Here is a 23,931-nt window from a genome sequence, read left to right as displayed (position 1 = left end):
GTCTTTGAGTCCTACTACGGGAAGCGGCTGTTGTTCGCTTCGTCCCTTCGTCCGCTGGCCGAGCGACATTGTTGGTGCGTATTTGTCGCGGCGGCCAGGTCCAGCGGGCGGGGGTCGGCGGGGCGGCGCGAACCGGCCGCGGTTACCGGTGTACGGGCAGGGTGAGTGGTACGGCCAGTAGACAACGGCCGGGCGGGGGCAGCCAGTCCACCGTCGGGTCGGTCCGAAGGTCGGCGTCGCTCATTTTGTCCCACCGGCCGGGAAGGGCCTGGGAGCATCGGGGCGCGGCTGAGGCCGCGCCCCGATTTCGTGTCCGCCCGCTGCGGGGGTCGGTGTCACCGGTGTTCCCCGGGGCGGGCCGACCGGCGTCGCGTTGTCCGGGGCGGGGCGGGTCGGCGTCGGGTGGGCTCGGGCCTGCGGCTCGGTGGTTCGGGGGTGCCGGGGTGGGGCGGGTAGCCTTCGGCCCGTGATCGTGGTGAGGTGCCGGTGACGACGCTCGACCGGGATGAGACGCGTACCCCGGTGGTGGTACGACCGACCAGGGGGCCGGTGCCGTTGCGGGTGGCGGTGCCGGTGGCGGTGGCGGCCGGGTTGGCGCTGCTGGTGGCGTTCCCGCCGTACGGGTGGTGGCCGTTGGCGCCGGTGGGGGTGGCCGGGTTGGCGGTGGCGGTGCACCGGCGGCGGTTGCGGGCCGGCGCGGGGTTGGGGTTCCTGACGGGGGTGGCGTTGTTCGCCCCGTTGTTGGCGTGGACGAATCTGCATACCGGGCTGCTGCCGTGGGTGTTGTTGTCGTTGTTGCAGGCCGGCTATGTGGCGTTGCTGGGGGCGGCGTCGGCGTGGGTGTCGCCGGTGGTGGACCGGTGGCGGTGGGCGTGGCCGGTGGTGACCGGGGTGTTGTGGGTGGGGCAGGAGGCGCTGCGCGACCGGACGCCGTTCGGGGGGTTCCCGTGGGGGCGGTTGGCGTTCAGCCAGGACGCGTCGCCGCTGCTGGGGTGGGCGTGGCTCGGTGGGGCCCCACTGGTCACCGGGGTCGTGGCGGTGGCCGGCGGGTTGCTGGTGGTGGGGTCGTGGCGGCGGTGGCCGGGCCCGGACGGGGTGTGGCGGCCGGTGGCCGGGGTCGCGGTCGGGTTGTTGCTGCTGGTGGGGGTGGGGTTGGCGGTGCCCACGGGTGCCGGCGGTGGCCGGTCGGTGCGGGTGGCGATCGTGCAGGGCAACGTGCCGCGGTTGGGGTTGGATTTCAACGCCCAGCGGCAGGCGGTGCTCAACAATCACGCCGATGCGACGGTGGAGTTGGCCGGGCGGGTCGCCGCCGGTGCGGTGCCGCGTCCGGACCTGGTGGTGTGGCCGGAGAACTCCTCGGACATCGACCCGTTGCGCAATGCCGCCGCCGGGGCGCGGATCTCCGCGGCTGCGGACGCGATCGGTGCGCCGATCCTGGTCGGTGCGGTGCTTGCCGGTCCGGGTGACGGTGAGGTGCGCAACGCCGGCATCCTGTGGCGGCCGGGCACCGGCCCGGACATGGCCCAGTTGTACACCAAGCGGCATCCGGTGCCGTTCGCCGAGTACGTGCCGATGCGGTCGTTGGCGCGGAAGGTGTCGTCGCAGGTCGACCGGGTGCGGGCGGATTTCGTGCCGGGGTCGACCCCGGGGGTGGTGGACGTGGGCCCGGTGGTCCTCGGTGACGTGATCTGTTTCGAGGTGGCCTACGACGGTCTGGTGCGCGACACCGTCGACGGTGGGGCGCAGTTGCTGGTGGTGCAGACGAACAACGCCACCTTCGACGTGGCGGAGGCCCGGCAGCAGTTGGCGATGGTGCGGTTGCGGGCGGTGGAGCACGGTCGGGCGGCGTTGATGGCCTCGACGGTCGGGGTGTCCGGGTTCGTCGCCCCGGACGGGCGGGTAAGCGACGCCACCGGGTTCAACACCCGGGCGGTGGTGGTGCGGCAGGTGACGCTCTCCGACGGGCGTACCCCGGCCACCCGGGCCGGGCGGTGGCCGGAGTCGACGCTGGCGGGTCTGGCGGTGGCGGCGTTGGTCGTCGCGGGGATGCTGCGCCGTCGGCGGGAGGTCACCGTCGCCGGGTGAGCCGGCAGGAACGGGGGACAGGCGTGGGTGAGGCAGTCGCGGGGCAGCCCGGGGTGGGTCGGGTGCTGGTGGTGATTCCCACCTACAACGAGGCCGACAACGTCGCCGACGTGGTGGCCCGGGTCCGCCGGGCGGCACCGGCGGTGGACGTGCTGGTCGCCGACGACAACAGTCCCGACGGTACGGGGGCGTTGGCGGAGGCGATGGCCGGCACCGACGCGCAGGTGCACGTGCTGCACCGGCCCGGTAAGGAGGGGTTGGGGGCGGCGTACCTGGCGGGGTTCGGGTGGGCGCGGCAGCGCGGCTACGACGCGGTGGTGGAGATGGACGCCGACGGTTCGCACGCCCCGGAGGATCTGCCGGCGTTGTTGACTGCGGCCCGCGACGCGGATGTGGTGATCGGGTCGCGGTGGGTGGGTGGGGCGCGGGTGGTGAACTGGCCGTGGCGGCGGTTGGTGCTGTCGCGGTGCGGGAACCTGTATGCGCGGATGGCGTTGGGGATGCCGGTGTCGGACGCCACCGGTGGTTTCCGGGTGTACCGGTTGTCGGCGTTGCGGGCGATGCGTCTGGAGTCGGTGTGTTCGCAGGGGTATTCGTTCCAGGTGGAGTTGTCGCGGTTGGCGCACCGGGCGGGGGTGCGGATCGTGGAGGTGCCGATCACGTTCGTCGAGCGGGAGCGGGGGGCCAGCAAGATGAGTCCGTTGATCGTGGCGGAGGCGTTGTGGCGGATCACCACCTGGGGGCTGCGGGACCGGCGGCCGGGTCGGCTGCGTCGCGGTCACGACCGGTGGCCGTGAGGTGGGGCGTGGCATGCTGGAGGAGCGGGCCTGTCGCCCCGGGCGCTGTCCGGTTGACGGTGGTGGGCGGGTGCCGCGCGACGCGGATGAGGTGAGATGCGCCGATACCTGAGGTTCGTGCCACCGGCCCTGCTGTTGGCGGTGGTGGCGGAGTTGGCGGTGTTCGTCGTGGTGGGCCGGGCCGTCGGGTTCGGCACGGCGGTGCTGCTGGTGTTCGCCGCGTCCCTGGTGGGTCTGGTGTTGCTGCGCCGGGAGGGGATGCGCGCCTGGCGGGGGTTCCGTACGTCGGTGGAGTCGCGGCAGCCGCCGGGCCGGCAGGTGACCGATGGTCTGGTCGGGTTGGCTGGTGCGTTGCTGCTGGCGGTGCCGGGTCTGTTCAGTGGTGTGGTGGGTTTGGTGTTGCTGGTGCCGCCGGTGCGCCGGTTGGTGCGCTCGGGGGTGCAGCGGGCCACTGAGCGGCGGGTGTCGTCGATGGTGGCCGGTGACCTGTTCGGCCCGCGTACGGTGCGGGTGCGTCGGGGTGAGCCGGCGACGTCGACGCCGCCGGTCGATGGTGACGTGGTGGCCCCGCCGCCGGTCGACGGGGGTCGGGCCATCGAGGGGGAGATCGTGGAGCCCCGCCGGCCCTGACCGGCCGGTGGTCCCGCCCAGGAGCGGGCACTGTCGTCCCACACCTTTCGGTCCGCCCCGCAGCCCGGGTGGGGCGTGGGCTCCGGTTGTCCCGGTGGGCAGGGACGCGACGGCGCCCCCGGGGATCTCCTCCCCGGGGGCGCCGTCGTGGTGCGGTAGGTCAGGCGCGGCCGCGGCGGGTGCGGACCTCCTGGAGCCGTTCGGCGAGGATGTCCTCCAGCTCGGCGATGGAGCGCCGTTCCAGCAGCATGTCCCAGTGGGTGCGTGGCGGCTTGGCCTTCTTCTGCTCCGGTTCGGTGCCGTCGACGAGCCGGGCGACGCTGCCGTCGAACTTGCACTCCCAGGTGGTGGGGACCTCGGCGTCGACGGCGAAGGGGACCTCGAACTGGTGGCCCTTGGCGCAGAGGTACTCGCGGGTCTGGCGCGGCGCGAGCTCCGTGTTGCGGTCGGATTCGTAGCTGACCGCGCCCAGACGGCTTCCGCGCAGCATGCGCTCGCCCATGATCGACTTCCCCTCGTTCGTGGTGCTGGTCTTCCGGTGTAACGGCCGGTCACCGCCGGGGCATTCCCGCCCGTCGGGTGGGACGGCCCCCGCAAGGGTAGCCCGCCGTCGCACCGCCCCGGCGGGTTCGTCTGCGGCCGGGTCGACATCGGTGCCGTGTCCCGGGTGTGCACCGCGATGGTAGCCGCCGCCGGTGCGTCCCGCGCCGACGACGGGCCGTGCCGGGGCGGCCGGTGGCGATAGCATCCGCGGCATGGCCACCACCGTGCATCCCGGCGCGTGCCCCCTGGACTGTCCCGACACGTGTGTCTGGCAGCTCACCGTCACCGACGGGCGGCCGGTGGCGCTGCGCGGCGACCCGGGTCACCCGTTCACCCGGGGCGCGTTGTGCGGCAAGGTCAACCGTTATCTCGACGCGGTCACCGGGCCCGACCGGCTGACCACCCCCCTGGTGCGGGTCGGCCCCAAGGGGGTCGGGCCGGTGTCGTACCGGCCGGCGAGCTGGGACGAGGCGGTGCGTCGGGTCGCGGCCGGGTTGCGGGCCAGCATCGACCTCAACGGACCGGAGTCGGTCCTGCCGTACTACTTCGCCGGCACCATGGGTCTGGTGCAGGGCTGGTCGATGGGTCCCCGGCTCTTCGCCCACCTGGGGGCATCGCGGTTGCGGACCACCATCTGCACCGCGGCGTCCCGGGCCGCCCTCGGGTCGATCTACGGCGGGTCCGTCGGTTTCGAACCGGAGTCGGTGGTCGAGGCGAAACTGATCGTCCTGTGGGGGGCGAACCTGCTCTCCACCAACCTGCACCACTGGCCGTTCGTGCGGCAGGCCCAACAACGCGGCGCGTACGTGGTCACCATCGACCCGTTGCGCACCGACACCGCGGCCCGCAGCGACGAGCACGTGGCACCGCTGCCCGGCACCGACGCCGCCCTCGCCCTGGGGTTGATGCGGCACGTACGGGACGTCGGTGGGGTCGACCGTGGGTGGTTGGACGCGCACACCGTCGGGTGGGAGCGGATGGCGGCCCGCCTGGACGAGTGGCCGGTGGAGCGTGCCGCCGCCGAGTGCGGCCTCGACGTCGACGTGGTGCGTCGCCTCGGCGAGCGGATCGCCACCACCCGTCCCACCGCCATCCGGATCGGGCTCGGCCTGCAACGGCACGCCGGGGCCGGGCAGGCGGTCCGGGCCATCGCGGCGATCCCCCTGCTCACCGGGGATTTCCGGTATCCCGGCGGCGGGGCGTTGGCCACCACCAGCGGGCATCACCGGGTCGACTCCGACCGGGTCGCCCGGCCCGCCGGGATGCCCGCTCCCCCGGCCCGGTCGATCAACATGAGTCGACTCGCCGCCGCCCTGACCGGGGAGGCGGACCCGCCGGTCACCGCGCTGGTGGTGTTCGACACCAACCCGGTCGCCACCGTCCCGGACCAGAACCTGCTGCGTCGGGGGTTGACCCGCGGTGACCTGTTCACCGTGGTGCTGGAGCAACGCTGGACCGACACCTGCGACTTCGCCGACGTGGTGCTGCCGGCCACCATGCAACCTGAGCACCTGGACCTGCACACCTCCTACGGTCACCACTACGCCACCCTGAACCTGCCGGTGCTGGACCCGCCGGGGCAGGCGCTGCCCAACACGGAGATCTTCCGGCGGATCGCCGCCGCGCTCGGGCTGGACCATCCCCGGCTGCGGGACAGCGACGAGGACCTGGCCCGGCAGCTGCTCGACGGCACCGGCATCAGCTACGACGAGTTGGTGCGCAGCACGTACGTGCGGGCCACGGGGGTGGCGGTGGGGTCCGCCCCGTACGCCGAGGGTGGGTTCCCCAGCCTCGACGGGCGGGCCCGGTTCCACGACCCGCGGCTGACCGCGCAGGGCGTCGACCCGCTCGTCGGGTACACCCCGCCGGTCGAGGTGGGTGACGCGGCGCTGGCCCGCCGGTTCCCCCTGGCGTTGATCTCCCCCGCCGGCCGGTTCTTCCTCAACTCGACGTTCGCGTCGTTGCCGTGGCACCTCGGTCGCACCGGTCCGCCGCGCATCCACCTGCATCCCGTCGACGCCGCCGCCCGGGGCCTGGCCGACGGTGACCCGGCGCGGGTGCACAACGACCGGGGCGAGTTCCTCGCCACCGTCGCCGTGGACGACGCGACCCGCCCCGGGTTGGCGTTCACCTACAAGGCGTACTGGGCCCGGTTGAGCCCCGGCGGCAGCACCGTCAACGCGGTCACCGGGGTCCGGGACACCGACCTCGGTGGGGGGCCCACGTTCCACGACACCCGGGTCGAGGTGCACCCCGCCCCGGTGGGCCGACCGGGCGACGCGGGCGGTGACCCGTCGGGGTCGACTCAGCCCGGCTGAGTGGGGCCGCTGAGCCGGGCCAGCGCGCCGGCCAGATCACTGACCTGGTCGGCGAGTTGACCGGCCCGGCGTTGGGCGGCGTCACGGTCGGCCTGCGCCGCCGGCAGCAGCCGGTCCAGTTCGGCCAGCCGGGCCCGGTCGGCGGCGGTCGCCCGGTGCGCCTGCGTCACCTCCGCGCGGGCCCGGGTCAGCTCGGCGGTCAGCGTGTCCACCCGGGCCAGGGCGGCGGCCAGGTCCTCGGCGGCGCGGGCGGTCAGCGCGGCGGTCTCCTGCCGGGCAGCCGTCGCGTCGGCCCGCGCGGCGGCGACGTCCCGCCGGGCCGCCTCGGCGGTGGCCTCCGCCTGCCGGGCCTGCTCGGTGGCGGTGTCGGCCCGGGTGCGGGCCGCCGCGGCGTCGGCGTGGGCCTGCCGGGTCTCCTGGCGGGCGGCGGCGGCCTCGGCGGCGGCGCGCTGCGCGTCGGCCAACTCCCGGGCGGCGTCAGCGCGGGCGGCGTCACGTTCGGCGGTCAGGTCGGCGGTGCGTTGCCGCTCGGCGTCGCGTTCCGCGCGCAGGGTCCGCAGCTCGTGCCGGGCGGCGTCCCGGTCACGTTCGGCCTGCACCCGCAGCGCCTGCGCGGCGCTGGCGTCGCGGCGGGCCGCGTCGGCGGCGGTGTCGGCCTGCCCGGCCCGCTGCTGTGCTTCGGCGGCGCGGGCGTCGGCCGACGCGGCGCGGGCCCGCGCCGCGTCGGCGTCGGCGGCCGCGGCCCGGGTCTCCTGCCGGGCCCGGGTGGTCTCCGCGGCAGCCGTCTCGGCGGCTTCGCGGGCCTCGTCGCGGGCGGCGTGGGCCTGGGCGATGGCGGTGGCGGCGTCGGCGCGGGCCTGGGCGAGTTGCCGTTCCACCCCGACCGGGGACAACTCGGCGTGCAGCGCCTCGGTGAGGGTTTCCACCACCTGGTCGAGGCGGTCGACGGCCTCCCAGGTGCGGGCCACCTGGCCGGGCAGGCCGGGGGCGTTGCGGTGGCGCATCCGGGAGTTGCGTGACGCCCGTTGGCAGGCGCCGTCGTTGTCCCGGCAGTAGCGGAACGGGCGTCCCGCGCCGGCACGTTGCGGCACGTCACGTCCACAGTGCGCGCAGGGGCGCAGGTCGGTGGGGGAGGGCTGCGGGTCCATCGCCGGGCAAGTCTAGAGGCTGCACCCGGCCCAGGGTGCGGCGGCGTCGCGCGGGCGTCGGGATGGTCCACCGGTACCACGACCGTTACCGTGGGCCGGTGGCCGTCTCCCCGTACATCGTGAAGTTGCGTGCCCACGTCGGGCACGACCTGTTGCTGCTGCCCGGGGTGACCGGGGTGGTCCGTGACGACGCGGGTCGGGTGCTGCTGGCCCGTCGGGGCGACAACGGCCGCTGGTCGCTGCCGGCCGGGGTGGTCGACCCGGGTGAGCAGCCCGCCGAGGCCGTCGTGCGGGAGGTGTGGGAGGAGACCGGGGTACGGGTCGTCGTCGACCGGATCGCGGGGGTCGCCACCCACCCGGTGGTCTACCCCAACGGCGACGCCTGCGAGTACCTCAACGTGTGGTTCCGGTGCCGGCCGGTCGGTGGGTGGCCCCGCGCGGACGGTGACGAGTCCACCGAGGTCGGCTGGTTCACCCCCGACGCGTTGCCGGAGTTGGACGAGTGGGCGCGGTTGCGGCTGGACACGGCCGCCGCCCCCGACGACGCCCCCTGGTATGCGCGGCCCGGTGAGCGGCATCCCGCCCTGTGTCGACCCGACGCGCTGTGACCCACCGACGCGCTGTGTCCGGCCGGAGGTGTGCCGCTCACCCGGTGCCGGCCGGCCGACCGTCGAAGGCCACCCGCACCGCCGTGCCCGCCGGCAGGTCACAGACGGCGTCGCCGTAGGGGCTGCGCACCCGTACCCGCTGAGCGGACACGGCGACCAGGCGGGCGGTGACCCGACCCTCGTCCCAGGTCAGCTCCTCGACGGTGATCCGCCCCCGGCAGGTCACCCCGCGCAGCGTCCCCCGGGTCAGGCCCGGTGGCAGCGCCGGCAGCAGCCGCAGCAGCCCCGGCCGGGACTGCACCAGCGCCTCGATCAGCACCGCCGGCAGGGTGTGCGCGGCGTCGGCGTTGTAGGTCACCCGGCCCGGGTTGTGCGCACTCATCAGCGACCGGAAGAACATGTCCGCCGCGACGATGCGCCGCAGGTACGCCCCGACCAGTGGCCCGTCGCCCAACCGGGCCGCCACCAGGGCCCGGTGCAGGGTGCCGTGCGCGGAGCCGTCCTCGTCGCCGCGGACCGTCAACGCCCGGTGCGCCGCCGCCGCCAACTCCGGGGTGTCGTCGGGGTCGACCTCCCCGGTCGGCCACACCGGATAGAGGTGGCTGACGTGCCGGTGGTCGTCGTCGGGGCGGTAGCCGGGCCACGCCCACTCGGCCAGCGCACCCCGCTCGTCGATGCGGTAGCCGGGCAGCCGGTCCCGGGTAGCCGCCCACCGCTGCGACCCGGTCACCTCGGCGGCGACCGTCATGGCGTGCCGGGCGGCGGCGACGTCCATGGTGGCGTTCACCGCGACGGGCACCGGCCGCCCGGTGTCGTCGAGCGGCCCGGTCTCCGGCGAGTACGACGGCACCAGCGCCGGCTGCCCGTCGACGTCGGTGAGCACGTCGGTGAAGAAGTCGGCGACCTCGGCCAGCCACCCCGCCACCTCCCCCAGTGGCTCCCCGGTCACCTGGTGGTGCTCGTACAGCGGGTGCAGTAGCCAGTGCGCACCGGTCAGCCAGGCGGTGAACGGCCAGTGCGGGTGGACGTGGAACAGGTGCCCGTGTTCGCCGTCGGTGCGGCTGGGCGCCAGCAGGCCCCGCGCCCCGTAGACGGCGCGGGCGTTGTCCCGCCAGTGGTCGACCTGGGCGCGGACCAGCCGGGCGTGCGCGGCGGTCACCTCGGGCAGCGCGCCGACGTTCGCGCCGGCCAGTTGCAGGTTGAGGTTGGCGTCGGTGGTGAAGTCCCCCGCCCAGGCGGCGTCCCAGGACCCCGTCCAGATCCCGGTCAGCCGGGGCGGCAGCACCCCGCTGGCACTGAACAGCAGGTACCGGCCGGCGTGGAAGAGCCGTTCCAGCAGGGCCGGGTCCAACCGGTCGGCGGCGACCTGCCGGGCGGTCAGCACACCGACGGGCAGGTCCCGGTCCGCCGCCGGCACCGCCAGGTCCAGGTCGACGCGCTGGTACGGGCCGGTGTGCCGGGCGACGTGCCGGGCCAGCAGGGTCGGGTAGTCGTCCGGGCCGGCGGCCAGCCGACGTTCCTGCGCGGCGGTGCGCCACCGGGGGCTGCGGGTGCGGTCCAGGACGGTGGTCAGCAGCGCCGGCCCGTGCACCAGCACCCGGTCGCCGGCGGGTTCGGCATCCCCCCGGACCAGGGTCACCCCCTCGAACCCGTACGCCCCGCCGACGTCCGGGTAGCGGCCGCGTACCCGCAGGAACACCAGCCCGTCGTGGCGGTAGGCGGTGGTGTCGTAGTGCACCGTGTCGGGGCGGCCGGGCAGGTCACCGGTGGCCCCGACGACACACCCGCCCTGGTCGAGGTGGGTGACGACGAGCCGGTCGGCGCGGGAGACGAAGCTGCGTCGCCGTCGCCCGGACCACGACACCACCACCTCACCGGTGCGGAAGTCGGTGTGCCGCCGGTAGTCACGCACCGGGGCGGGTGCGGCGTCGACGGTCAACGCGAAGCCCGGGTGGTACGGCTGGGTCCACGCCAGCTCCCGGCCGCCGGTGAGCAGTTCGCCGGCCTCGGCCCGCCGGCCGGTGAGGACCAGTTCCCGGATCCGGGGCAGCAGCGCGGCCAGCTGCGGTGCCCGCGCGTCGTGGGTGCCGTTGGGCAGCACGAACCGGTGGTGGTTGAGCACGAGCCGCTCGGCGTGCGGTTCGCCGTGCACCATCAGCCCGTACTCGCCGTTGCCGGTGAGGAACGCGTCGGGCCAGTCGACGGCGGGGGCGTCGTCCCAGATCCGGTGTGCTGCCGGTGGTGGCCCGCAGGTCACGGCCGGGCCCGCACGGTCGGTGCGACGGTGCTGTCCCGGATGGTCAGCCGGGGCGGCAGCAGGGTCACCTCCGGCACCGCCTCGTCGTGCAGTTTGCGCATCAGCAACGCCACCGCCTGCCGGCCGATCTCCTCGGCTGGCACCGGTACCGAGGTGAGCCGGGGCCCGGCCTGCTCGGCGAACTGGTCGGGGCAGATCGCCACCACCGACATGTCCTGCGGCACCCGCCGGCCGAGGGTGGGCAGGCAGGCCAGCACCGGCCCCACCGCCGCCTCGTTCTGCACCACCAGCGCGGACAGGTCGGGGTGCCGGTCGAGCAGGTCGGCGAGTTCCTGCCGGATCGAGGCGGGTCCCTCCTCGAAGGGTTGGGTGACGACGGTGACGCCGTGCCGGTCGGCGGCGGCGGCCACCCCGGCGCGGGTGCGGTGGGCGAACCCGGTGCCCCGGTCGTAGACGGCGGCGGGGGCGCCGAGCAGCGCCACCCGGCGGTGCCCGAGCCGGGCCAGGTGTTCCACGCACACCTGCCCGGCGCGGTGGAAGTCCAGGTCCACGCAGGTCAGGCCGGTCGGGTCGGCGGGGACACCGATCAGGACGCTGGGTCGGGTCAGGTCCCGCAGCAGCGGCACCCGGGAGTCGTCCAGCTCGACGTCCATCACCAGCATCCCGTCGACCATGGCGCTGCCGGCGATGCGGCGTAGCCCGGCCGGTCCCTCGTCGGAGGTGACCAGCAGGACGTCGTGGTCGAAGCGGCGGGCCGTGGTGACGACCGCGATGGCGAACTGCATCACCACCGGCACCTGCATGCCGGCGCGCAGCGGCAGCACCAGCGCGATGGTGTTGGCCCGGCGGCTGGCCAGTGCCCGCGCCCCGGCGTTGGGGTGGTAGCCCAACTCCCGGATGCTGGCCAGCACCCGGGTGCGGGTCACCTCGGAGATGGCTCGTTTGCCGCTGAGGACGTACGACACGGTGCTGACGGCGACCCCGGCGTGCCGGGCGACGTCGACGATGGTGACCTGGTCGGGTGACTTGCGTCCGCGCCCGGGTGCGCCGGTCACCGGGTACCGCCGCCGGCCGGGACCGCCGGGCGGGACTGCTGCGGGGCGGGGCGGGCGTGTACGGTCACCGCGCCGACGGCCCGGATGTCACGGGAGGAACGGCCGACCAGCAGGGTGTGGGTGGCGTCCTCCACGACGGGGCCGTCGCGGTGTTCGTCCCACCAGGACAGGTCGGTGGTGCGCAGCCGCAGGGTGACCCGCTGGTGTTCGCCGGGGGCGAGGGTGAGCCGGGCGAAGTCGCGCAGCTGCCGCAGGGGCTGCTTGACCCGGGAGTGTCGCTGCCGGGTGTAGAGCTGCACGATCTCCGTACCTTCCCGGTCGCCGGTGTTGCTCACCTCGACGCTCACCTCGACCTCGTCGCCGACGGGCACTGTCGGTGCGCTCACCTGCAGGTCAGCGTAGTCGAACCGGGTGTAGCTGAGGCCGTGGCCGAACGGGTACAGCGGTTCGCCCCGGTAGTAGAGGTAGGTGCTGTCCGCGCCGATGACGTCGTAGTCGAGCAGGTCGGGCAGGTCGGCGGTGTCGGCGTACCAGGTCTGGGTGAGCCGGCCGGCGGGGTCGGCGTCGCCGAGGAGCACCTGCGCGAGGGCGGTGCCGTGTTCCTGCCCGCCGTGCGCCGACCACAGCACCGCCGAGACGTGTTCCTGCGCCCACCCCACCGCGTACGGGTAGCTGCTGGTGAGCACCAGCACGGTGCGCGGGTTGGCCGCGTGTACGGCGCGCAGCAGCCGGTCCTGTCCGGCGGGCAGGTCCAGGTCGACCCGGTCCTCGGTCTCCCGGCCGTTGACCATCGGGTGGTTGCCCAGGACGACGACCGCCACGTCGGCGGCGGCGGCCAACGCGGCGGCCTCGGCCACTCCGTCGGCGACGAGTTCGACGGTGAATCCGGTGGCGGTGTCCGGGTCGGTGGCGTCGGCGCGTAACCGTCCGTCGTCGCCGACCCGCACGTACGCGCCGGTGGCGAGGTGGTGCAGCAGGGTCGTGCCGTCGGGGCGGTGGTGCAACCGGAAGGTTTCCCGCACGATCCAGCCGCCCGGTCCGGGCCGGTCGTTGATCAACGTTCCGTCGTCGTCGACGCCGACGTGCCGGCCGTTGGCCACGGCGCGGAGCGCCACCACGTCGCGTCCCCAGTCGAACACGTCGAACCAGGTGCCGTCGCGGCCCTCGTCGGCGGTCAGCGGTCCCCCCTCGGACGAGCGGGGGCAGCGGACGTGCCGGTTGCCGACGCGTAACGCGATCCGGTCGGCGCCGGGGTGGTGGGTGACCGTCGGCAGCGCCCGGGCGAGGCCCTCCCGGACGGTGACCGTGTAGGGCAGGGTGCCGCTGTACCAGTCGGTGTGGACGGTGTCGGCGAGCGGGCCGAGCACCGCCACCCGGGTCGTCGGGTCGGTCGGCAGGGGCAGCAGCCCGTCGTTGCGTAGTAGCACGACCGACTGGCGGGCGGCCTCCCGGGCCAGGTCCCGGTGGGTGGGGCTGTCGAGCACGTCGGGGGACACCCCGGCGAACGGGTCCTGCCCGGGTGGATCCAGGTCACCCAGCCTGATCCGGAGGGTGAGGATGCGCCGCACCGCCCGGTCCACGTCGGACTCGTCGATGAGTCCCCGGTCGAGGGCTTCGGTGAGCCGTCGGATGGTCTGTCCGCTGTCGGTGTCGTCCTCGGTGAAGTTGTCGATGCCGGCGCGTAGGGCGGCGGCGAAACCGGTGACGTGGTCGGGCAGGTGACCCTGCACCCCGGCGATGTTGGTGACCGCCCCGGCGTCGCCGACGACCATCACCTCGTCGGTGGTCCACCGGCGCAGTTCGTCGTTCAGTAGTGGGCTCAGGTGCGCGGGAACCCCGTTGACCAGGTTGTACGAGGCCATCACGGCGACTGCCGCACCGGCGGCGAGCGGGGCGCGGAACGCGGGCAGTTCGTACTCGTGCAGCACCCGGGGTGGCAGGTCGCTGGAGGTGGTGGCCCGGTCGGTCTCGTTGTTGTAGCCGAGGAAGTGCTTGACCGTCGGGGCGGTACGCAGCCGGTGGGGGTGGTCGCCGCGGAGCCCGAACGCGTAGGCGGTGGCGAGGCGGCCGGTCAGCCACGGGTCCTCCGACCAGCCTTCCTCGTTGCGGCCCCACCGGGGGTCGCGCAGCGGGTTGACCACCGGTGCCCACACGTTGAGCCCGACGGCGGCCGGGTCGGCCTGGTGTTTGACCCGGACCTCGTCGCCGGCGGCGGCGCCCACCGCCCGGATCAGGTCGGGGTTCCAGCTGCTGGCCAGGCCGACGACCTGGGGGAAGACGGTGGCCGGGCCGAGCCAGGCGACCCCGTGCAGCGCCTCGGTGCCGGTGCGGAATCCGGGCAGGCCCAGGCGTGGCACCGGGGCCTGCCACTGGTGCAGCAGGCCGATCTTCTCCGGCAGGGTGAGCCGGGCCAGCAGGTCGTCGGCGTGCCCGGCGGGGGACGGGCCGGTGGCGCGGTCGGTGGGGTCGTTCATGCGGTTACCTTCCGGTGGGCTCGCGGTGAGGCGCCGGCCGGCGGTCGAAGCGCTTCGACGGCCATGGTGACGTGCGGCATCGCGTCGTGGTGGCTGCGGCGGTCGTCGGCCCGGAGCGGCGAAGCGCTTCGACGATCGCGGAGAACATGCCGCCCCGGGTGCCCGAACGACGGGGCGGCGGTTCGAGGTTGGCACCTGCGCGTCGGTCGGTCAAGGGGTGACCGGCACCCGGATCAGGCGGTGGGGAGTCGACCGGCCTCGATGGTGGCCAGCGCGGCGGCGGCGCCGCCCAGCGCGGCGGCGGCGGAGTCCAGCGTGGAGGCTTCCAGGCGGCACCCGCCGGCCTGCGGGGCGAGGGTGCGGGCGACCAGCTCGATGCGGGCGGCCGGCAGCAGCCAGGGCGCCAGGGTGGCGAAGTGTCCGCCCACCACGATCGCCTCGGGGTTGAGCAGGTTGGCCAGGATCGACGCCCCGTGCCCGAGGTGCCGGCCGATCTCGGCGAGCCCGGCCAGCACGGCCGGGTCCCCCTGCCGGGCCGACGCCACGATCCGGTCGAGTTCCGGCAGGTAGTCGGTGACCGGGCCGTCCCGCCCGGCGTCGGGCAGCAGCCGGTCGACCACGGCCGGTAGCGCGGTCGACGCGGCCAGGCAGCCGCGTCGACCGCACGGGCAGGGTGGTCCGGCCGGGTCGAGGCAGAGGTGGCCGAGTTCGCCGGCGTGGCCCCGGCCGCCGCGCAGCAGCCGGCCACCGGCGAGCACCCCGGCGCCGACGGAGATCCCGCCGGTGAGGTGGACCAGGTCGGTGGCTGCGGCGTACCCGCCGTGTCGCTGTTCGGCCAGGACGGCGAGGTTGGCGTCGGTGTCGACGGCCACGGTGAACCCGGTCTCCCGCAGCGCGGCCCGTAGGTCGGCGGCGAGCGGCACGTCCCGCCAGCCGAGTCCGCTGGCCAGGGGCACACCCCCGGCGGTGTCGACCAGGCCGGGCACCCCGACGGTGAGGCCGAGCACCGTTCGCCCCTGTCCGGTGACCCGGCCGATCGCCCGCCGGGCCAGGGTGACCAGGGCCCGGACGGTCTCGGCGGGGGAGGCGGTCGGGGCGGGGAACGCCCGTCGCCAGGTGAGCAGCCGGTTGCCGCCCAGGTCCACGGCGACCACCACCAGGTCGTCCGCGCCGACCTGGAGGCCCAACGCGGCGTACGGGGCGCCGTCGAGGACGAGCATGGTGGCGGGCCGGCCGACCCGGTTGCCGGTCAGCCCGGTCTCGCGGACCAGCCGCCGGTCGAGCAGTTCGGTCACCAGACTCGACACGGTGGCCTTGTTGAGGCCGGTGGCGGCGGCGATGTCGGCCCGTGAGCAGGGTGCGTGCAGGCGGACGTGTCGCAGGACCACGGCCCGGTTGGCCACCCGGACGTCGCCCAGGTCGGTCGGCTGCGGTTCGTTGTGGATGCTGATCACGATCTGCCCGCTCCCTGCGCCCGACGGTGGGTGGTGCCGGTGCATCGTCGCCCACCGCCGGCCCCCCGCACGGGTACGCCGGTCGGCCGGTGGGCGACGATGCCCGGCGGGCCGGTGCACCGTCGGAAAGTCTGTTCGGCTGGAAACTCAACTAACTCTACCGGCCCCCGGTGGCGGGGTGTCCGGGCCGGTGTCACCCCGCCGGGGAAGGGTCGGCCACGATCGTCTCGTCCGGGACCAACGGTGGTCGGTACGGCATCGGCGTCTCCTCGGCAGCGCTCTGCGGCGGTACCGACAGTTTCTTTGCCTTCCCAACGAACTGTCAACGATTAGGTTTGATTGGACCACGATGCAACCGATTGACATGGGCAAATAGTCTTCATAGTTTGGACACCTATCAAACAAAGTCAACGGGATGGTGGGTATGTGGGACGACGGTCGGCTCTGCCACGGCGGTGACTACAACCCCGAGCAGTGGCCCGCCACCACCTGGCGCGAGGACGTCGCCCTGATGCGCCGGGCCCGGGTCAACCTGGTCACCGTCGGCGTCTTCGCCTGGTCCCGCCTGGAGCCGGCCCCCGGCCGCTACGACTTCGGCTGGCTCGACGAGGTGCTGGACCTGCTGCACGACGGCGGCATCCGGGTCGCCCTGGCCACCCCGACCGCCTCGCCGCCGCCCTGGTTCTCCCTGGCGCACCCCGACGCGCTGCCGGTCACCGCCGACGGCGTACGACTGCACCACGGCAGCCGCGACACCTACTGCGCCGCCGCACCCGCCTACCGGGCCGCCGCCCGGGGTATCGCCGCCACCCTCGCCGCCCGCTACGCCCACCACCCGGCGCTGGCGATGTGGCACGTGCACAACGAGTACGGCACCACCTGCCACTGCCCGCACACCGAGGCCGCGTTCCGCCGCTGGCTCGTCGACCGCCACGGCGACCTGGACACCCTCAACGCCGCCTGGGCCACCAGTTTCTGGAGCCAGCACTACGCCGACTGGGCGTACGTGAGCACCCCCCGGGCCACCCAGTACCTCGGCAACCCCGGGCAGCTGCTGGACTTCCGGCGGTTCTGGTCCGACACCCTGCTCGCCGCGTACGTCGAACAACGCGACCTGCTCAAAGCGGCCAACCCGGCGATCCCCGTCACCACCAACTACGTCCTCGGCGACTGGGTGCCCGTCGACCACGCCCGCTGGGCCGCCGAGGTGGACCTCGTCGCCATCGACCACTACCCGTCGGCGGTCGACGGCGGCGCCGAGGAACAGACCGCCCTCGCCGCCGACCTGGCCCGCGGGTGGGCCCGACACGGACGCCTGCGGTCCGCCGACCCGGCCCGCGCCACCGCCCCGGCGACGTGGCTGCTGATGGAGAGCGCCGCCAGCCAGATCCACACCCCCGGCCGGGCACACACCAAGGAGCCCGGCCGGATGGCCCGGCACAGCCTCTCCCACGTCGCCCGCGGCTCCCGGGGGGCGATGTTCTTCCAGTGGCGGGCCCCGGCCGGCGGCGCGGAGCGCTTCCACTCCGCCCTGGTGCCGCACACCGGGGCCGACAGCCGGGTGTTCCGGGAGTCGGTACGCCTCGGTGAGCACCTCGACCGGCTCGCCGAGGTCACCGCCGGCGAGACGGCCGCATCCGTGGCACTGGCCACGGACGCCGCCAGCGGCTGGGCGCTGCGCCACCCCGGGATGCCGTCCGAGCTGCTCGACGGGCACGCCGAGCTGGCCGCCGCGCACCGGGCGCTGTGGCGGGCCGGGTACGGCTGCGACGTGGTCGTCCCCGGTGACCCCCTCGACCGGTACCGGCTGCTCGTCCTGCCCGCCCTCTACCTGGCCGACGACACCACCGCCGGCTGGGTCCGCGCCCACGTCGAAGCGGGCGGGCACCTGCTGGTCAGCTACCTCAGCGGGGTCGCCGACCCGCACGCCCGGGTCCACCTCGGCGGCTACCCCGGCGCCTACCGGGACCTGCTCGGCCTGCGGGTGGAGGAGTTCCATCCGCTCGCCGCCGACGAGCAGGTGCTGCTCTCCGGCGGCGGGACCGGCCGGATCTGGTCGGAGACCGTCCAGCTGCACGGCGCCGAGCCGGTCGGCACGTACGTCGGCGGGGTCCTCGACGGCCGACCGGCGGTGACCCGGCACCGGGTCGGCGACAGCACCGCCTGGTACGTGTCGACCCGACCCGACGACGCCACCTACCGTCGCCTGCTCACCGAGGCGGCCCGGACCGCCGGCGTGCACCCGGTCTGCCCGGACGCCCCACCCGGGGTGGAGGCGGTCCGCCGCACCGCACCCGGGGCGAGCTGGCTGTTCCTGCTCAACCACACCGACCGGCCGCAGCGGGTGCCGGCCGACGGGCTGGACCTGCTCACCGGCGTCCCCGCCGACGGGGCGGTGACCCTGCCCGCCGGTGCAGCGGCGGTGCTGCGCGAGCACCCCCGGTGACCCGCGGGTGGGTCCGCCGATGACACCCGTCACAGCCGGTCCGCCGATGACCACCCGGCCCGGCCCCGCCTACCCTTGCCCCGGTGTGGACGAGAAACACGGCACCGCAGCGGGCGCTACCCCTCTGGCCGCTGTACGCCATGTTCGCGGCGATGCCGTTGTGGTGGCTGCTCGGCGGCCTCTACCTGGGGTGGGCGCTGTTCGGGATGCTGCTGGCGGTGGTCCTGCTCACCCACGGCAAGGTGGTGTGGCCGCCCGGCTCGGCGTTGTGGTTCGTCCTCGTCGGGCTCGTCCTGATCAGCGCCACCCGACTGGAGAAGGCCAGTGGGCTGCTCGTCTACGGCCTGCGGCTCGGATTCGTGCTGACCGCCTTCGTGGTCTACCTGTACGTCTACACCGCCGCCCGGCAGGGAGCCCGGTGGGAACGGCTGTTCCAGCCGGTGCTGTTGTTCTGGCTGGGGATGGTGGCGCTCGGCTGGGTCGGCGTGCTGGCCCCCCGCCTGGCGTTGACCACCCCGGTGGAGTCGCTGCTACCCGACGGGCTGGCCGGGCAGCGGATGATCCGGGCGGTCACCCACGTGCACTCCACCGAGTTCAACCCCACCGGCCGTAACCCGTACTTCCGTACGGCGGCCCCGTACCCGTACACCAACAACTGGGGGACCGGCTTCGCGCTGCTCGTGCCGTGCGTGTTGGCGTACCTGTCGGCGGTGCGGACCGGCCCGCTGCGCCGGGTGCTGGTGGTGTCCCTGCCGTTGGCCCTGGTGCCGGCGTTCCTCACCCTCAACCGGGGCATGTTCATCGGCCTGGGGGTGGGGCTGGCCTACCTGGGGCTGCGGGCGCTGCTGCGCGGCGACGTCCGGCTCATCGGCACCATCACCGCCGGCGTGGCGGTGGCGTGGGTGATCACCCTGGTCGTCCCGGTCGGCGACATGATCATGAACAGGGTGGAGAACACCGACTCGACCCGCGACCGTGCCGACCTCTACCGGCAGACCCTCGACGCGGTCCTGCGTTCGCCGCTGCTCGGCTACGGCGCCCCGCGCAGCGCCGACACCACCACCGGCGCGGAGCCGCTCGGCACCCAGGGGCAGGTCTGGCTGACCATGTACAGCCACGGCGTCCCCGCGCTGCTGGCCCTGTTGGCGCTGCTCGTGGTGCTGGTCCGCAGCACGGCGGTCGCGGTGTCCGCCGCCGGCCGCTGGTTGAGCGTGGTGCCGGTGGTCGCCCTGGCCCTCGCCCCGTTCTACGGGTTCACCGACATGAACCTGTCGGTGATGTTCTTCGCCATCGCGCTGGCCGTGGCTGCCGTGGACGGCCCGGTGAACCGGGAACTACCGACGGCGGCGTCCCGACCGTCGCCGGTCTGAGCGGATCAGCCGCTGGCCACGGCCGCCCGGGACCGGTCGGCGGCGATCCGTACCGCCATCGCGGCGAGCACGCTGCCGGTCACCCACCGCTGTACCCGTGCCCAGCCCGGCCGGCGCACCAGGAACGCCGACACCGACCCGGCGGTCAACACGATCAGGGTGTTCACCGACAGGGCCACGACGATCTGGGTGCCACCGAGCAGCAGGCTCTGCACCGCCACGTCACCCCGGGTGGGATCGACGAACTGCGGCAGCAGCGACACGTACAAGATGGCGATCTTGGGGTTGAGCAGGTTGGTGAGCAGTCCCATGGCGAACAGCCGGCGCGGCCGGTCCACCGGCAGTTCCTGCGGGGTGAACGCCGACCGCCCACCCGGGCGCAACGTCCGCCACGCCAACCACAGCAGGTACGCCGCACCGGCCAGCTTCACCGCCGTGTACAGCGGCGGCACCAGCACGAAGACCGTGGCGATGCCGGCGACGGCGGCGGCCAGGTAGACCCCGAACCCGGCGGCCACCCCGAGCAGGGACACCAGCCCGGCCCGGCGGCCCTGGCTGACCGACCGCGACACCAGGTAGACCATGTTCGGCCCGGGGGTGAGCACCAGACCGAGCGCCACCAGGGCGATTCCCACCACCGCACCGACCGTGACCATCGCCGCCCCCGCTCCGCCGTCCCCGACCGCACCCTACGCCGCCGCGCCGTCACCGGCCGTCCCGGTACGACGTGACGCCGGCCCCGAACCCGGTAAGGCAGGGGTTCCGGACCGGCGGTGACAGCGGCCACACTGCTCAGATGTCGGTGACCCTGCGGACCGCCCCCACCGCCGCCGCCCCTGCACTGGTCCTGCGCTGGTGGCGCGACGACGACGTCGACGCCCTGGTCGAGGCGCACCGGGACCCGGAGCTGCGGGCCCGGACCCGCAACCCGTTGACCACCCCGGCGCAGGCGAGACGCTGGGTGGCCGGCAACCGGCAGGGCTGGGCGGCGGACCGCCGGTTCAGCTTCGCCGTCTGCGAGCCGCTGCCCGCCGGGGAACGACTGGTCGCCTGTGTCCTGCTCAAGGACGTGGTGCCGGGACGCGCCGACGCGGAGATCGGCTACTGGACGGCCGGGCCGGCCCGTGGCCGTGGCGTCGCGTCCCGGGCGGTGGACGCGGTGAGCCGCTGGGCGTTCACCCGGTTCGCCGCGACCGGGCTGACCCGGCTGGAACTGCTGCACCAGGTCGACAATCCGGCGTCCTGCCGGGTGGCGGAGAAGGCGGGGTTCCCCTTCGTCGAGGTGCTGCCAGCCCGGCCACCGTTTCCCCGCGACGGGCACCGCCACGTCCGCCACCGCGGCTGAGCCGGCCACCGGGCAGCCGGGAATGCCGGCCCCCGCGTCGGCGCTGCACCGGTGACGGCCAGGGCGGATACGGTGGACGTGTGGGAGGTGCCCGCGATGGTGGACGCGTGGGAGGCGGCGGTCGAGGCGCAGATCCGCAGCGCCCAGGAGCGCGGCGAGTTCGACAACCTGCCCGGCATGGGCAAACCGATCCCCGGCCGGGACCTCCCCTACGACGAGTCCTGGTGGATCAGGAGTTTCCTGGAGCGGGAGGCGCTGCCCACCGACCTGCTGCTGCCCACCCCGTTGCAGTTGCGACGCCGGGTCGAGCAGGTCCCCGACGAGGTCCGTGACCTGCCCACCGAGGAGTCGGTCCGGGAGTTCGTCGGGCTGCTCAACCAGGAGATCGTCGCCTGGCTGCGGTACCCCGAGGGCCCCCGGGTGGTGGTCCGCCCGGTCGACACCGAGGCGGTGCTGCGCCAGTGGCGGGCCCACCGCGCCGCCCGGAACGTCGCCGCCGGGGCCGCGCCGGCACGGGCGCTCCCGCCGCGTCCCGGGCGCCGGTGGCGCTGGCCGTGGCGGCGGGCCTGAACGACCGCCGTCGACCCGCCGGTGCCCGATCCGGCCCGGCTGCGGCTCAGCCGACGGCGGCCCGCCAGGTCCAGTCGATGCGTCGCGGCCGGCCGTCCAGGGCGATCCGCCCGGTCATCCAGAGCAGCACGTCGGCCGGATCACCGGCGGGTGCGTCGGGGAACAGTCGTCCCAGCACCGCCGCGCTGGGCGCCGCCGGGGGCCGCCACGTCACCCCGAGCCCACCGGTGATGTCGTACGTGTGCAGCAGTGTCTCGGCGATGCCCATGGCGGCGAAGCCGGGCGGGTCGCAGGGCCCCCAGTGCCAGGCCCGGGTGTGCGCGGGCACGGTGTCGAGCGCGGCGGCGAGCAGCCCCCCGCAGGCGGCCACCACCACCAGCACCTGCGCCGGGGTGGCGTCGGGGCGTACCCGCAGGTCGAGCGGGAGGTAGGCGGTGTCGGGGCGGCCGGTGAGCTGGGTGGCGTAGCCGAGCAGGTCATGGGCGATGTGCGCGGCGGTCGTCCAGCACGACCAGTCCAGGTCACCGGCGGGAGCGGTCCAGTCCCGGTCGGTGTGCGGGCCGAGCGTGCGGGTCAGTTCGTCGATGGCGTCCCGGACCCCGCGACCGGTCAGCCGTTCCTCGGTGGGCATGCGACCGATCCTCGCACCACCGTGTCCCGTGCGCCGGGCCGTGTGGCGTGGCTCAGGCCCGACGTGCGGGCTGCGGGCCGGTGGCAGACGCGGCGGCCACGAGGGTTTCGAGCACCGACCGGGCGGGCGTCGGACGCCGGCCGAGGAGTGCCCCCAGGGTCGGGTCGGTGACGGCGAACTCGCCCCGCCGGGCCGCCCGGTACATGCCGAGGGTGAAGTCGGCGGCGGCCCCGGGCATGCCCCGGGCGACGGCGGTGGCCCGCCACTCGTCGTCGTCGAGGACGACCCGGGTGACGGTACGTCCGGTGAGGTCGGTGAGGATGCCGGCGACGTCCGCCAGGTCGAGCATCTCCCCGGCGGTCAACGCGGGGGTGACGCCGTCGAGCACGCCCTGACCGGTCAGCGCGATGGCGGCGGCCTCGGCCAGGTCGTCGTGCGCGGTCCAGGACACCGGCCCGTCGGCCGGTGCCACCAGGCGGCCGGTGGTCAGGGCGTCGCCGATGACGAACCCGAGGGCGCCGGCGTAGAAGCCGTTGCGCAGGGCGGTGAAGGGCACCCCGGTCGCGGCCAGGTGCTCCTCGGTGGCGGCGTGGGTGACCTGGGCGGGGAAGAGCGACTCGCGGGAGGCGGCCTGGTGGCTGGTATAGAGGATGCGGGCGGCTCCCGCGGCGCGGGCGGCGTCGACGGCGGCCCGGTTCGCGGTGACCGCGTCGCCGCCCCGGATGGCGGCGGACACGATCAGCACCCGGTCGGCCCCGGCGAAGGCGTGCTCCAGCGTGGCGGGCTCGGTGAAGTCCCCCCGGCGGACCCGTACGCCGCGTTCGGCCAGGTGGGCGGCCTTGTCGACGTCGCGCACGCTCACCTGCACGGTGGTGGCGGGCACCCGGGCCAGCAGTTGGTCGACGATCCGGGAGCCGAGTTGCCCGGTGGCACCGGTGATGACGAACACGAGAGCGACCCCTTCGACTAATCAACGTTACGCCGCAGACGTTAACACCGATATTTCGCCGCTAACAAGGGGCTGTTATCGTTGATTCGTGACCGTGACGCCCGACACCCCGCCCCGCGACGACGTGCGATCCGACATCGTCGCGGCAGCCGCCCGCCTGCTTCGTGAACACGGGGCACACGCGGTGACCACCCGAGCCGTCGCCCAGGCCGCAGGCGTACAGGCACCCACCATCTACCGGCTGTTTGGTGACAAGAACGGCCTCGTCGACGCCGTCGCCGAACACGTGCTGGCCAGCTACGTCGCCACCAAGACGCACCTCACGGATGCCGCCCCGCAGGACCCGGTGGCCGAGCTGCGCGCCGGGTGGCGTACGCACCTGGAGTTCGGCCTGGCCAACCCCGAGTTGTTCCGGTTGCTCGGCACGCGCGGGCCCGGCGACCCGTCACCGGCGTCGGTGGCGGGTCTCGCGGTGCTGCGCTCGCGGGTGCGCCGGCTCGCCGCCGCCGGCCTGCTGCGGGTCGACGAGCAGCGGGCCACCATGATGATCCACGCCGCCGGTACCGGCGTCATCCTCACCCTGCTGGGGACCCCCACGCCGGAACGCGACCCCGGACTGGGTGACGCCGTGTTCGACGCCGTCCTCGGCGGCATCCTCACCGCCGCCCCGGTGACCCCCGACCCGACCCTGCGCACCGTCGCGGTGACCCTCGCGGCGCTGACGCCGGACCTGCCCGGCCTCACCGACGCCGAACGCACGCTGTTGACCGAGTGGCTCGACCGGTCACTGGCCCGGCTGCGCCACCCGCAGCCGTAGCCGACCCGGACCCGCCGGCGTCCCGGTCCCGGGCAGCAGGGGCGGCGACGGCGGTACGGCAGGTGCACCGAAGCACGTCCGCAGCACGGCCTCGTGCGGCAGGGCGGCCCCGCAGAGCTCCTGGTAGAGCGTCGCCGCGCCGGTCCGACTGACGGGTGTCACCCGGGCCCGTAGCGCAGGCGCCGGCTGGTGGCCGACGCGTCGCACCACCGGCCCTCCGAGCGACTCCAGCCGCCACCCACCAGCCCGACGCAGGAGTGGTCCCCCGCGAGAAGGAACTCCTCGGCCAGCAACCCCTCGGGCTCGCCGACACCGTCGTGGACCACGTAGTAGTGCAGGGCCGTCGTCACCCGTCGATTGTCAGGCCGGTGGTGTGCGACCGCGATCCGGCTCACCGCAGCCGCCGCCCTACCCCTCCATTATCCCACGAGCGC

At 74.6% G+C, this 23,931-nt stretch carries 20 protein-coding genes; 10 read left to right on the top strand and 10 right to left on the bottom strand.

The window, feature by feature from the left end; translation table 11 throughout:
- The first annotated feature begins 525 nt into the window (after positions 1-525).
- The 3 genes from lnt (at position 526) to AB0C22_RS04440 (ending at position 3,512) form a co-directional block, all read left to right on the top strand.
- A complete protein-coding gene (gene lnt, locus AB0C22_RS04450; protein WP_308291095.1) occupies positions 526-2,085 on the top strand; it encodes an apolipoprotein N-acyltransferase in 1,560 nt (519 codons plus the stop codon).
- A gap of 23 nt (positions 2,086-2,108) precedes the next feature.
- Entirely contained in the window at positions 2,109-2,882 is a 774-nt protein-coding gene (locus AB0C22_RS04445; RefSeq protein ID WP_219461981.1) for a polyprenol monophosphomannose synthase, read from the top strand.
- A 96-nt stretch (positions 2,883-2,978) separates the two neighbouring features.
- Positions 2,979-3,512: an FxsA family protein gene (locus AB0C22_RS04440; protein ID WP_219461984.1), complete on the top strand. Its 534-nt coding sequence runs from the start codon at positions 2,979-2,981 to the stop codon at positions 3,510-3,512.
- Between the two features lie 160 nt (positions 3,513-3,672).
- Here the strand turns inward: AB0C22_RS04440 and AB0C22_RS04435 are convergent, their stop codons facing one another.
- Complete coding sequence (locus AB0C22_RS04435) at positions 3,673-4,014, bottom strand: RNA polymerase-binding protein RbpA (protein ID WP_007070998.1); 342 nt, start codon at positions 4,012-4,014, stop codon at positions 3,673-3,675.
- A 253-nt stretch (positions 4,015-4,267) separates the two neighbouring features.
- Between AB0C22_RS04435 and AB0C22_RS04430 the strand changes: the two genes are divergently transcribed.
- Positions 4,268-6,373, top strand: coding sequence for a molybdopterin oxidoreductase family protein (locus tag AB0C22_RS04430; RefSeq protein WP_357533464.1), 2,106 nt, complete (start codon positions 4,268-4,270; stop codon positions 6,371-6,373).
- Here AB0C22_RS04430 and AB0C22_RS04425 read toward each other — a convergent pair.
- Complete coding sequence (locus AB0C22_RS04425; protein ID WP_357533462.1) at positions 6,361-7,521, bottom strand: hypothetical protein; 1,161 nt, start codon at positions 7,519-7,521, stop codon at positions 6,361-6,363. The genes AB0C22_RS04430 and AB0C22_RS04425 overlap by 13 nt on opposite strands.
- Positions 7,522-7,619: 98 nt before the next feature.
- Here AB0C22_RS04425 and AB0C22_RS04420 point away from each other — a divergent pair, with 98 nt between their 5' ends.
- Positions 7,620-8,129 (top strand): NUDIX domain-containing protein, encoded by a 510-nt coding sequence (locus AB0C22_RS04420; RefSeq protein WP_219461990.1) that lies wholly within the window; start codon positions 7,620-7,622, stop codon positions 8,127-8,129.
- A 37-nt stretch (positions 8,130-8,166) separates the two neighbouring features.
- On the opposite strand, the gene AB0C22_RS04415 is transcribed toward AB0C22_RS04420, so the two are convergent.
- The 4 genes from AB0C22_RS04415 to AB0C22_RS04400 form a co-directional block, all read right to left on the bottom strand.
- A complete protein-coding gene (locus tag AB0C22_RS04415) occupies positions 8,167-10,386 on the bottom strand; it encodes a glycoside hydrolase N-terminal domain-containing protein (RefSeq protein WP_357533460.1) in 2,220 nt (739 codons plus the stop codon).
- The gene (locus tag AB0C22_RS04410; protein WP_357533458.1) at positions 10,383-11,441 is read right to left on the bottom strand and encodes a LacI family DNA-binding transcriptional regulator; all 1,059 of its coding nucleotides are present in this window, start codon (positions 11,439-11,441) and stop codon (positions 10,383-10,385) included. The genes AB0C22_RS04415 and AB0C22_RS04410 overlap by 4 nt, the downstream gene beginning before the upstream one ends.
- Entirely contained in the window at positions 11,438-13,915 is a 2,478-nt protein-coding gene (locus AB0C22_RS04405; RefSeq protein ID WP_219461996.1) for a glycoside hydrolase family 3 C-terminal domain-containing protein, read from the bottom strand. Before AB0C22_RS04405 ends, AB0C22_RS04410 begins: the two co-directional genes overlap by 4 nt.
- A 233-nt stretch (positions 13,916-14,148) precedes the next feature.
- Positions 14,149-15,369 (bottom strand): ROK family transcriptional regulator, encoded by a 1,221-nt coding sequence (locus AB0C22_RS04400; protein WP_357533456.1) that lies wholly within the window; start codon positions 15,367-15,369, stop codon positions 14,149-14,151.
- A gap of 415 nt (positions 15,370-15,784) precedes the next feature.
- Between AB0C22_RS04400 and AB0C22_RS04395 the strand changes: the two genes are divergently transcribed.
- On the top strand, positions 15,785-17,815 hold the full coding sequence (locus AB0C22_RS04395) for a beta-galactosidase (RefSeq protein ID WP_357533454.1): 2,031 nt from the start codon (positions 15,785-15,787) through the stop codon (positions 17,813-17,815).
- 83 nt (positions 17,816-17,898) lie between these two features.
- Positions 17,899-19,185, top strand: a complete 1,287-nt coding sequence (locus tag AB0C22_RS04390) for an O-antigen ligase family protein (protein WP_308290739.1) — start codon at positions 17,899-17,901, stop codon at positions 19,183-19,185.
- Between the two features lie 5 nt (positions 19,186-19,190).
- Here the strand turns inward: AB0C22_RS04390 and AB0C22_RS04385 are convergent, their stop codons facing one another.
- Entirely contained in the window at positions 19,191-19,841 is a 651-nt protein-coding gene (locus AB0C22_RS04385) for a LysE family translocator (RefSeq protein ID WP_219462001.1), read from the bottom strand.
- 140 nt (positions 19,842-19,981) lie between these two features.
- Between AB0C22_RS04385 and AB0C22_RS04380 the strand changes: the two genes are divergently transcribed.
- Positions 19,982-20,530, top strand: a complete 549-nt coding sequence (locus tag AB0C22_RS04380) for a GNAT family N-acetyltransferase (RefSeq protein WP_219462005.1) — start codon at positions 19,982-19,984, stop codon at positions 20,528-20,530.
- Positions 20,531-20,626: 96 nt separating this feature from the next.
- Positions 20,627-21,100: a DUF1992 domain-containing protein gene (locus AB0C22_RS04375; protein WP_357533451.1), complete on the top strand. Its 474-nt coding sequence runs from the start codon at positions 20,627-20,629 to the stop codon at positions 21,098-21,100.
- 46 nt (positions 21,101-21,146) lie between these two features.
- Here AB0C22_RS04375 and AB0C22_RS04370 read toward each other — a convergent pair whose 3' ends face one another.
- Positions 21,147-21,731, bottom strand: a complete 585-nt coding sequence (locus tag AB0C22_RS04370; RefSeq protein WP_357533449.1) for a maleylpyruvate isomerase N-terminal domain-containing protein — start codon at positions 21,729-21,731, stop codon at positions 21,147-21,149.
- 52 nt (positions 21,732-21,783) lie between these two features.
- Positions 21,784-22,680: an NAD(P)H-binding protein gene (locus AB0C22_RS04365; RefSeq protein WP_357533447.1), complete on the bottom strand. Its 897-nt coding sequence runs from the start codon at positions 22,678-22,680 to the stop codon at positions 21,784-21,786.
- 88 nt (positions 22,681-22,768) lie between these two features.
- On the opposite strand from AB0C22_RS04365, the gene AB0C22_RS04360 reads away from it, so the two are divergent.
- Entirely contained in the window at positions 22,769-23,497 is a 729-nt protein-coding gene (locus tag AB0C22_RS04360) for a TetR/AcrR family transcriptional regulator (protein WP_357533445.1), read from the top strand.
- A 158-nt stretch (positions 23,498-23,655) separates the two neighbouring features.
- Here the strand turns inward: AB0C22_RS04360 and AB0C22_RS04355 are convergent, their stop codons facing one another.
- A complete protein-coding gene (locus tag AB0C22_RS04355) occupies positions 23,656-23,847 on the bottom strand; it encodes a hypothetical protein (protein ID WP_357533443.1) in 192 nt (63 codons plus the stop codon).
- Between the last annotated feature and the right edge of the window lie 84 nt (positions 23,848-23,931).

It is taken from the genome of Micromonospora sp. NPDC048894 (genome assembly GCF_040649765.1).
GTDB lineage: Bacteria > Actinomycetota > Actinomycetes > Mycobacteriales > Micromonosporaceae > Micromonospora > Micromonospora antibiotica.
The sequence above is the reverse complement of the archived record's forward strand: the minus strand, read 5'-3'. Positions and strand labels throughout refer to the sequence as shown.

What these genes read in the sequence shown, in the direction of transcription:
- AB0C22_RS04435 (WP_007070998.1), bottom strand. Translation starts at nt 4,014, where the DNA reads ATGGGCGAGCGCATGCTGCGCGGAAGCCGTCTGGGCGCGGTCAGCTAC.
- AB0C22_RS04430 (WP_357533464.1), top strand. Translation starts at nt 4,268, where the DNA reads ATGGCCACCACCGTGCATCCCGGCGCGTGCCCCCTGGACTGTCCCGAC.
- AB0C22_RS04375 (WP_357533451.1), top strand. Translation starts at nt 20,627, where the DNA reads ATGGTGGACGCGTGGGAGGCGGCGGTCGAGGCGCAGATCCGCAGCGCC.
- AB0C22_RS04380 (WP_219462005.1), top strand. Translation starts at nt 19,982, where the DNA reads ATGTCGGTGACCCTGCGGACCGCCCCCACCGCCGCCGCCCCTGCACTG.
- AB0C22_RS04395 (WP_357533454.1), top strand. Translation starts at nt 15,785, where the DNA reads ATGGTGGGTATGTGGGACGACGGTCGGCTCTGCCACGGCGGTGACTAC.
- AB0C22_RS04405 (WP_219461996.1), bottom strand. Translation starts at nt 13,915, where the DNA reads ATGAACGACCCCACCGACCGCGCCACCGGCCCGTCCCCCGCCGGGCAC.
- AB0C22_RS04385 (WP_219462001.1), bottom strand. Translation starts at nt 19,841, where the DNA reads ATGGTCACGGTCGGTGCGGTGGTGGGAATCGCCCTGGTGGCGCTCGGT.
- AB0C22_RS04440 (WP_219461984.1), top strand. Translation starts at nt 2,979, where the DNA reads ATGCGCCGATACCTGAGGTTCGTGCCACCGGCCCTGCTGTTGGCGGTG.
- AB0C22_RS04425 (WP_357533462.1), bottom strand. Translation starts at nt 7,521, where the DNA reads ATGGACCCGCAGCCCTCCCCCACCGACCTGCGCCCCTGCGCGCACTGT.
- AB0C22_RS04370 (WP_357533449.1), bottom strand. Translation starts at nt 21,731, where the DNA reads ATGCCCACCGAGGAACGGCTGACCGGTCGCGGGGTCCGGGACGCCATC.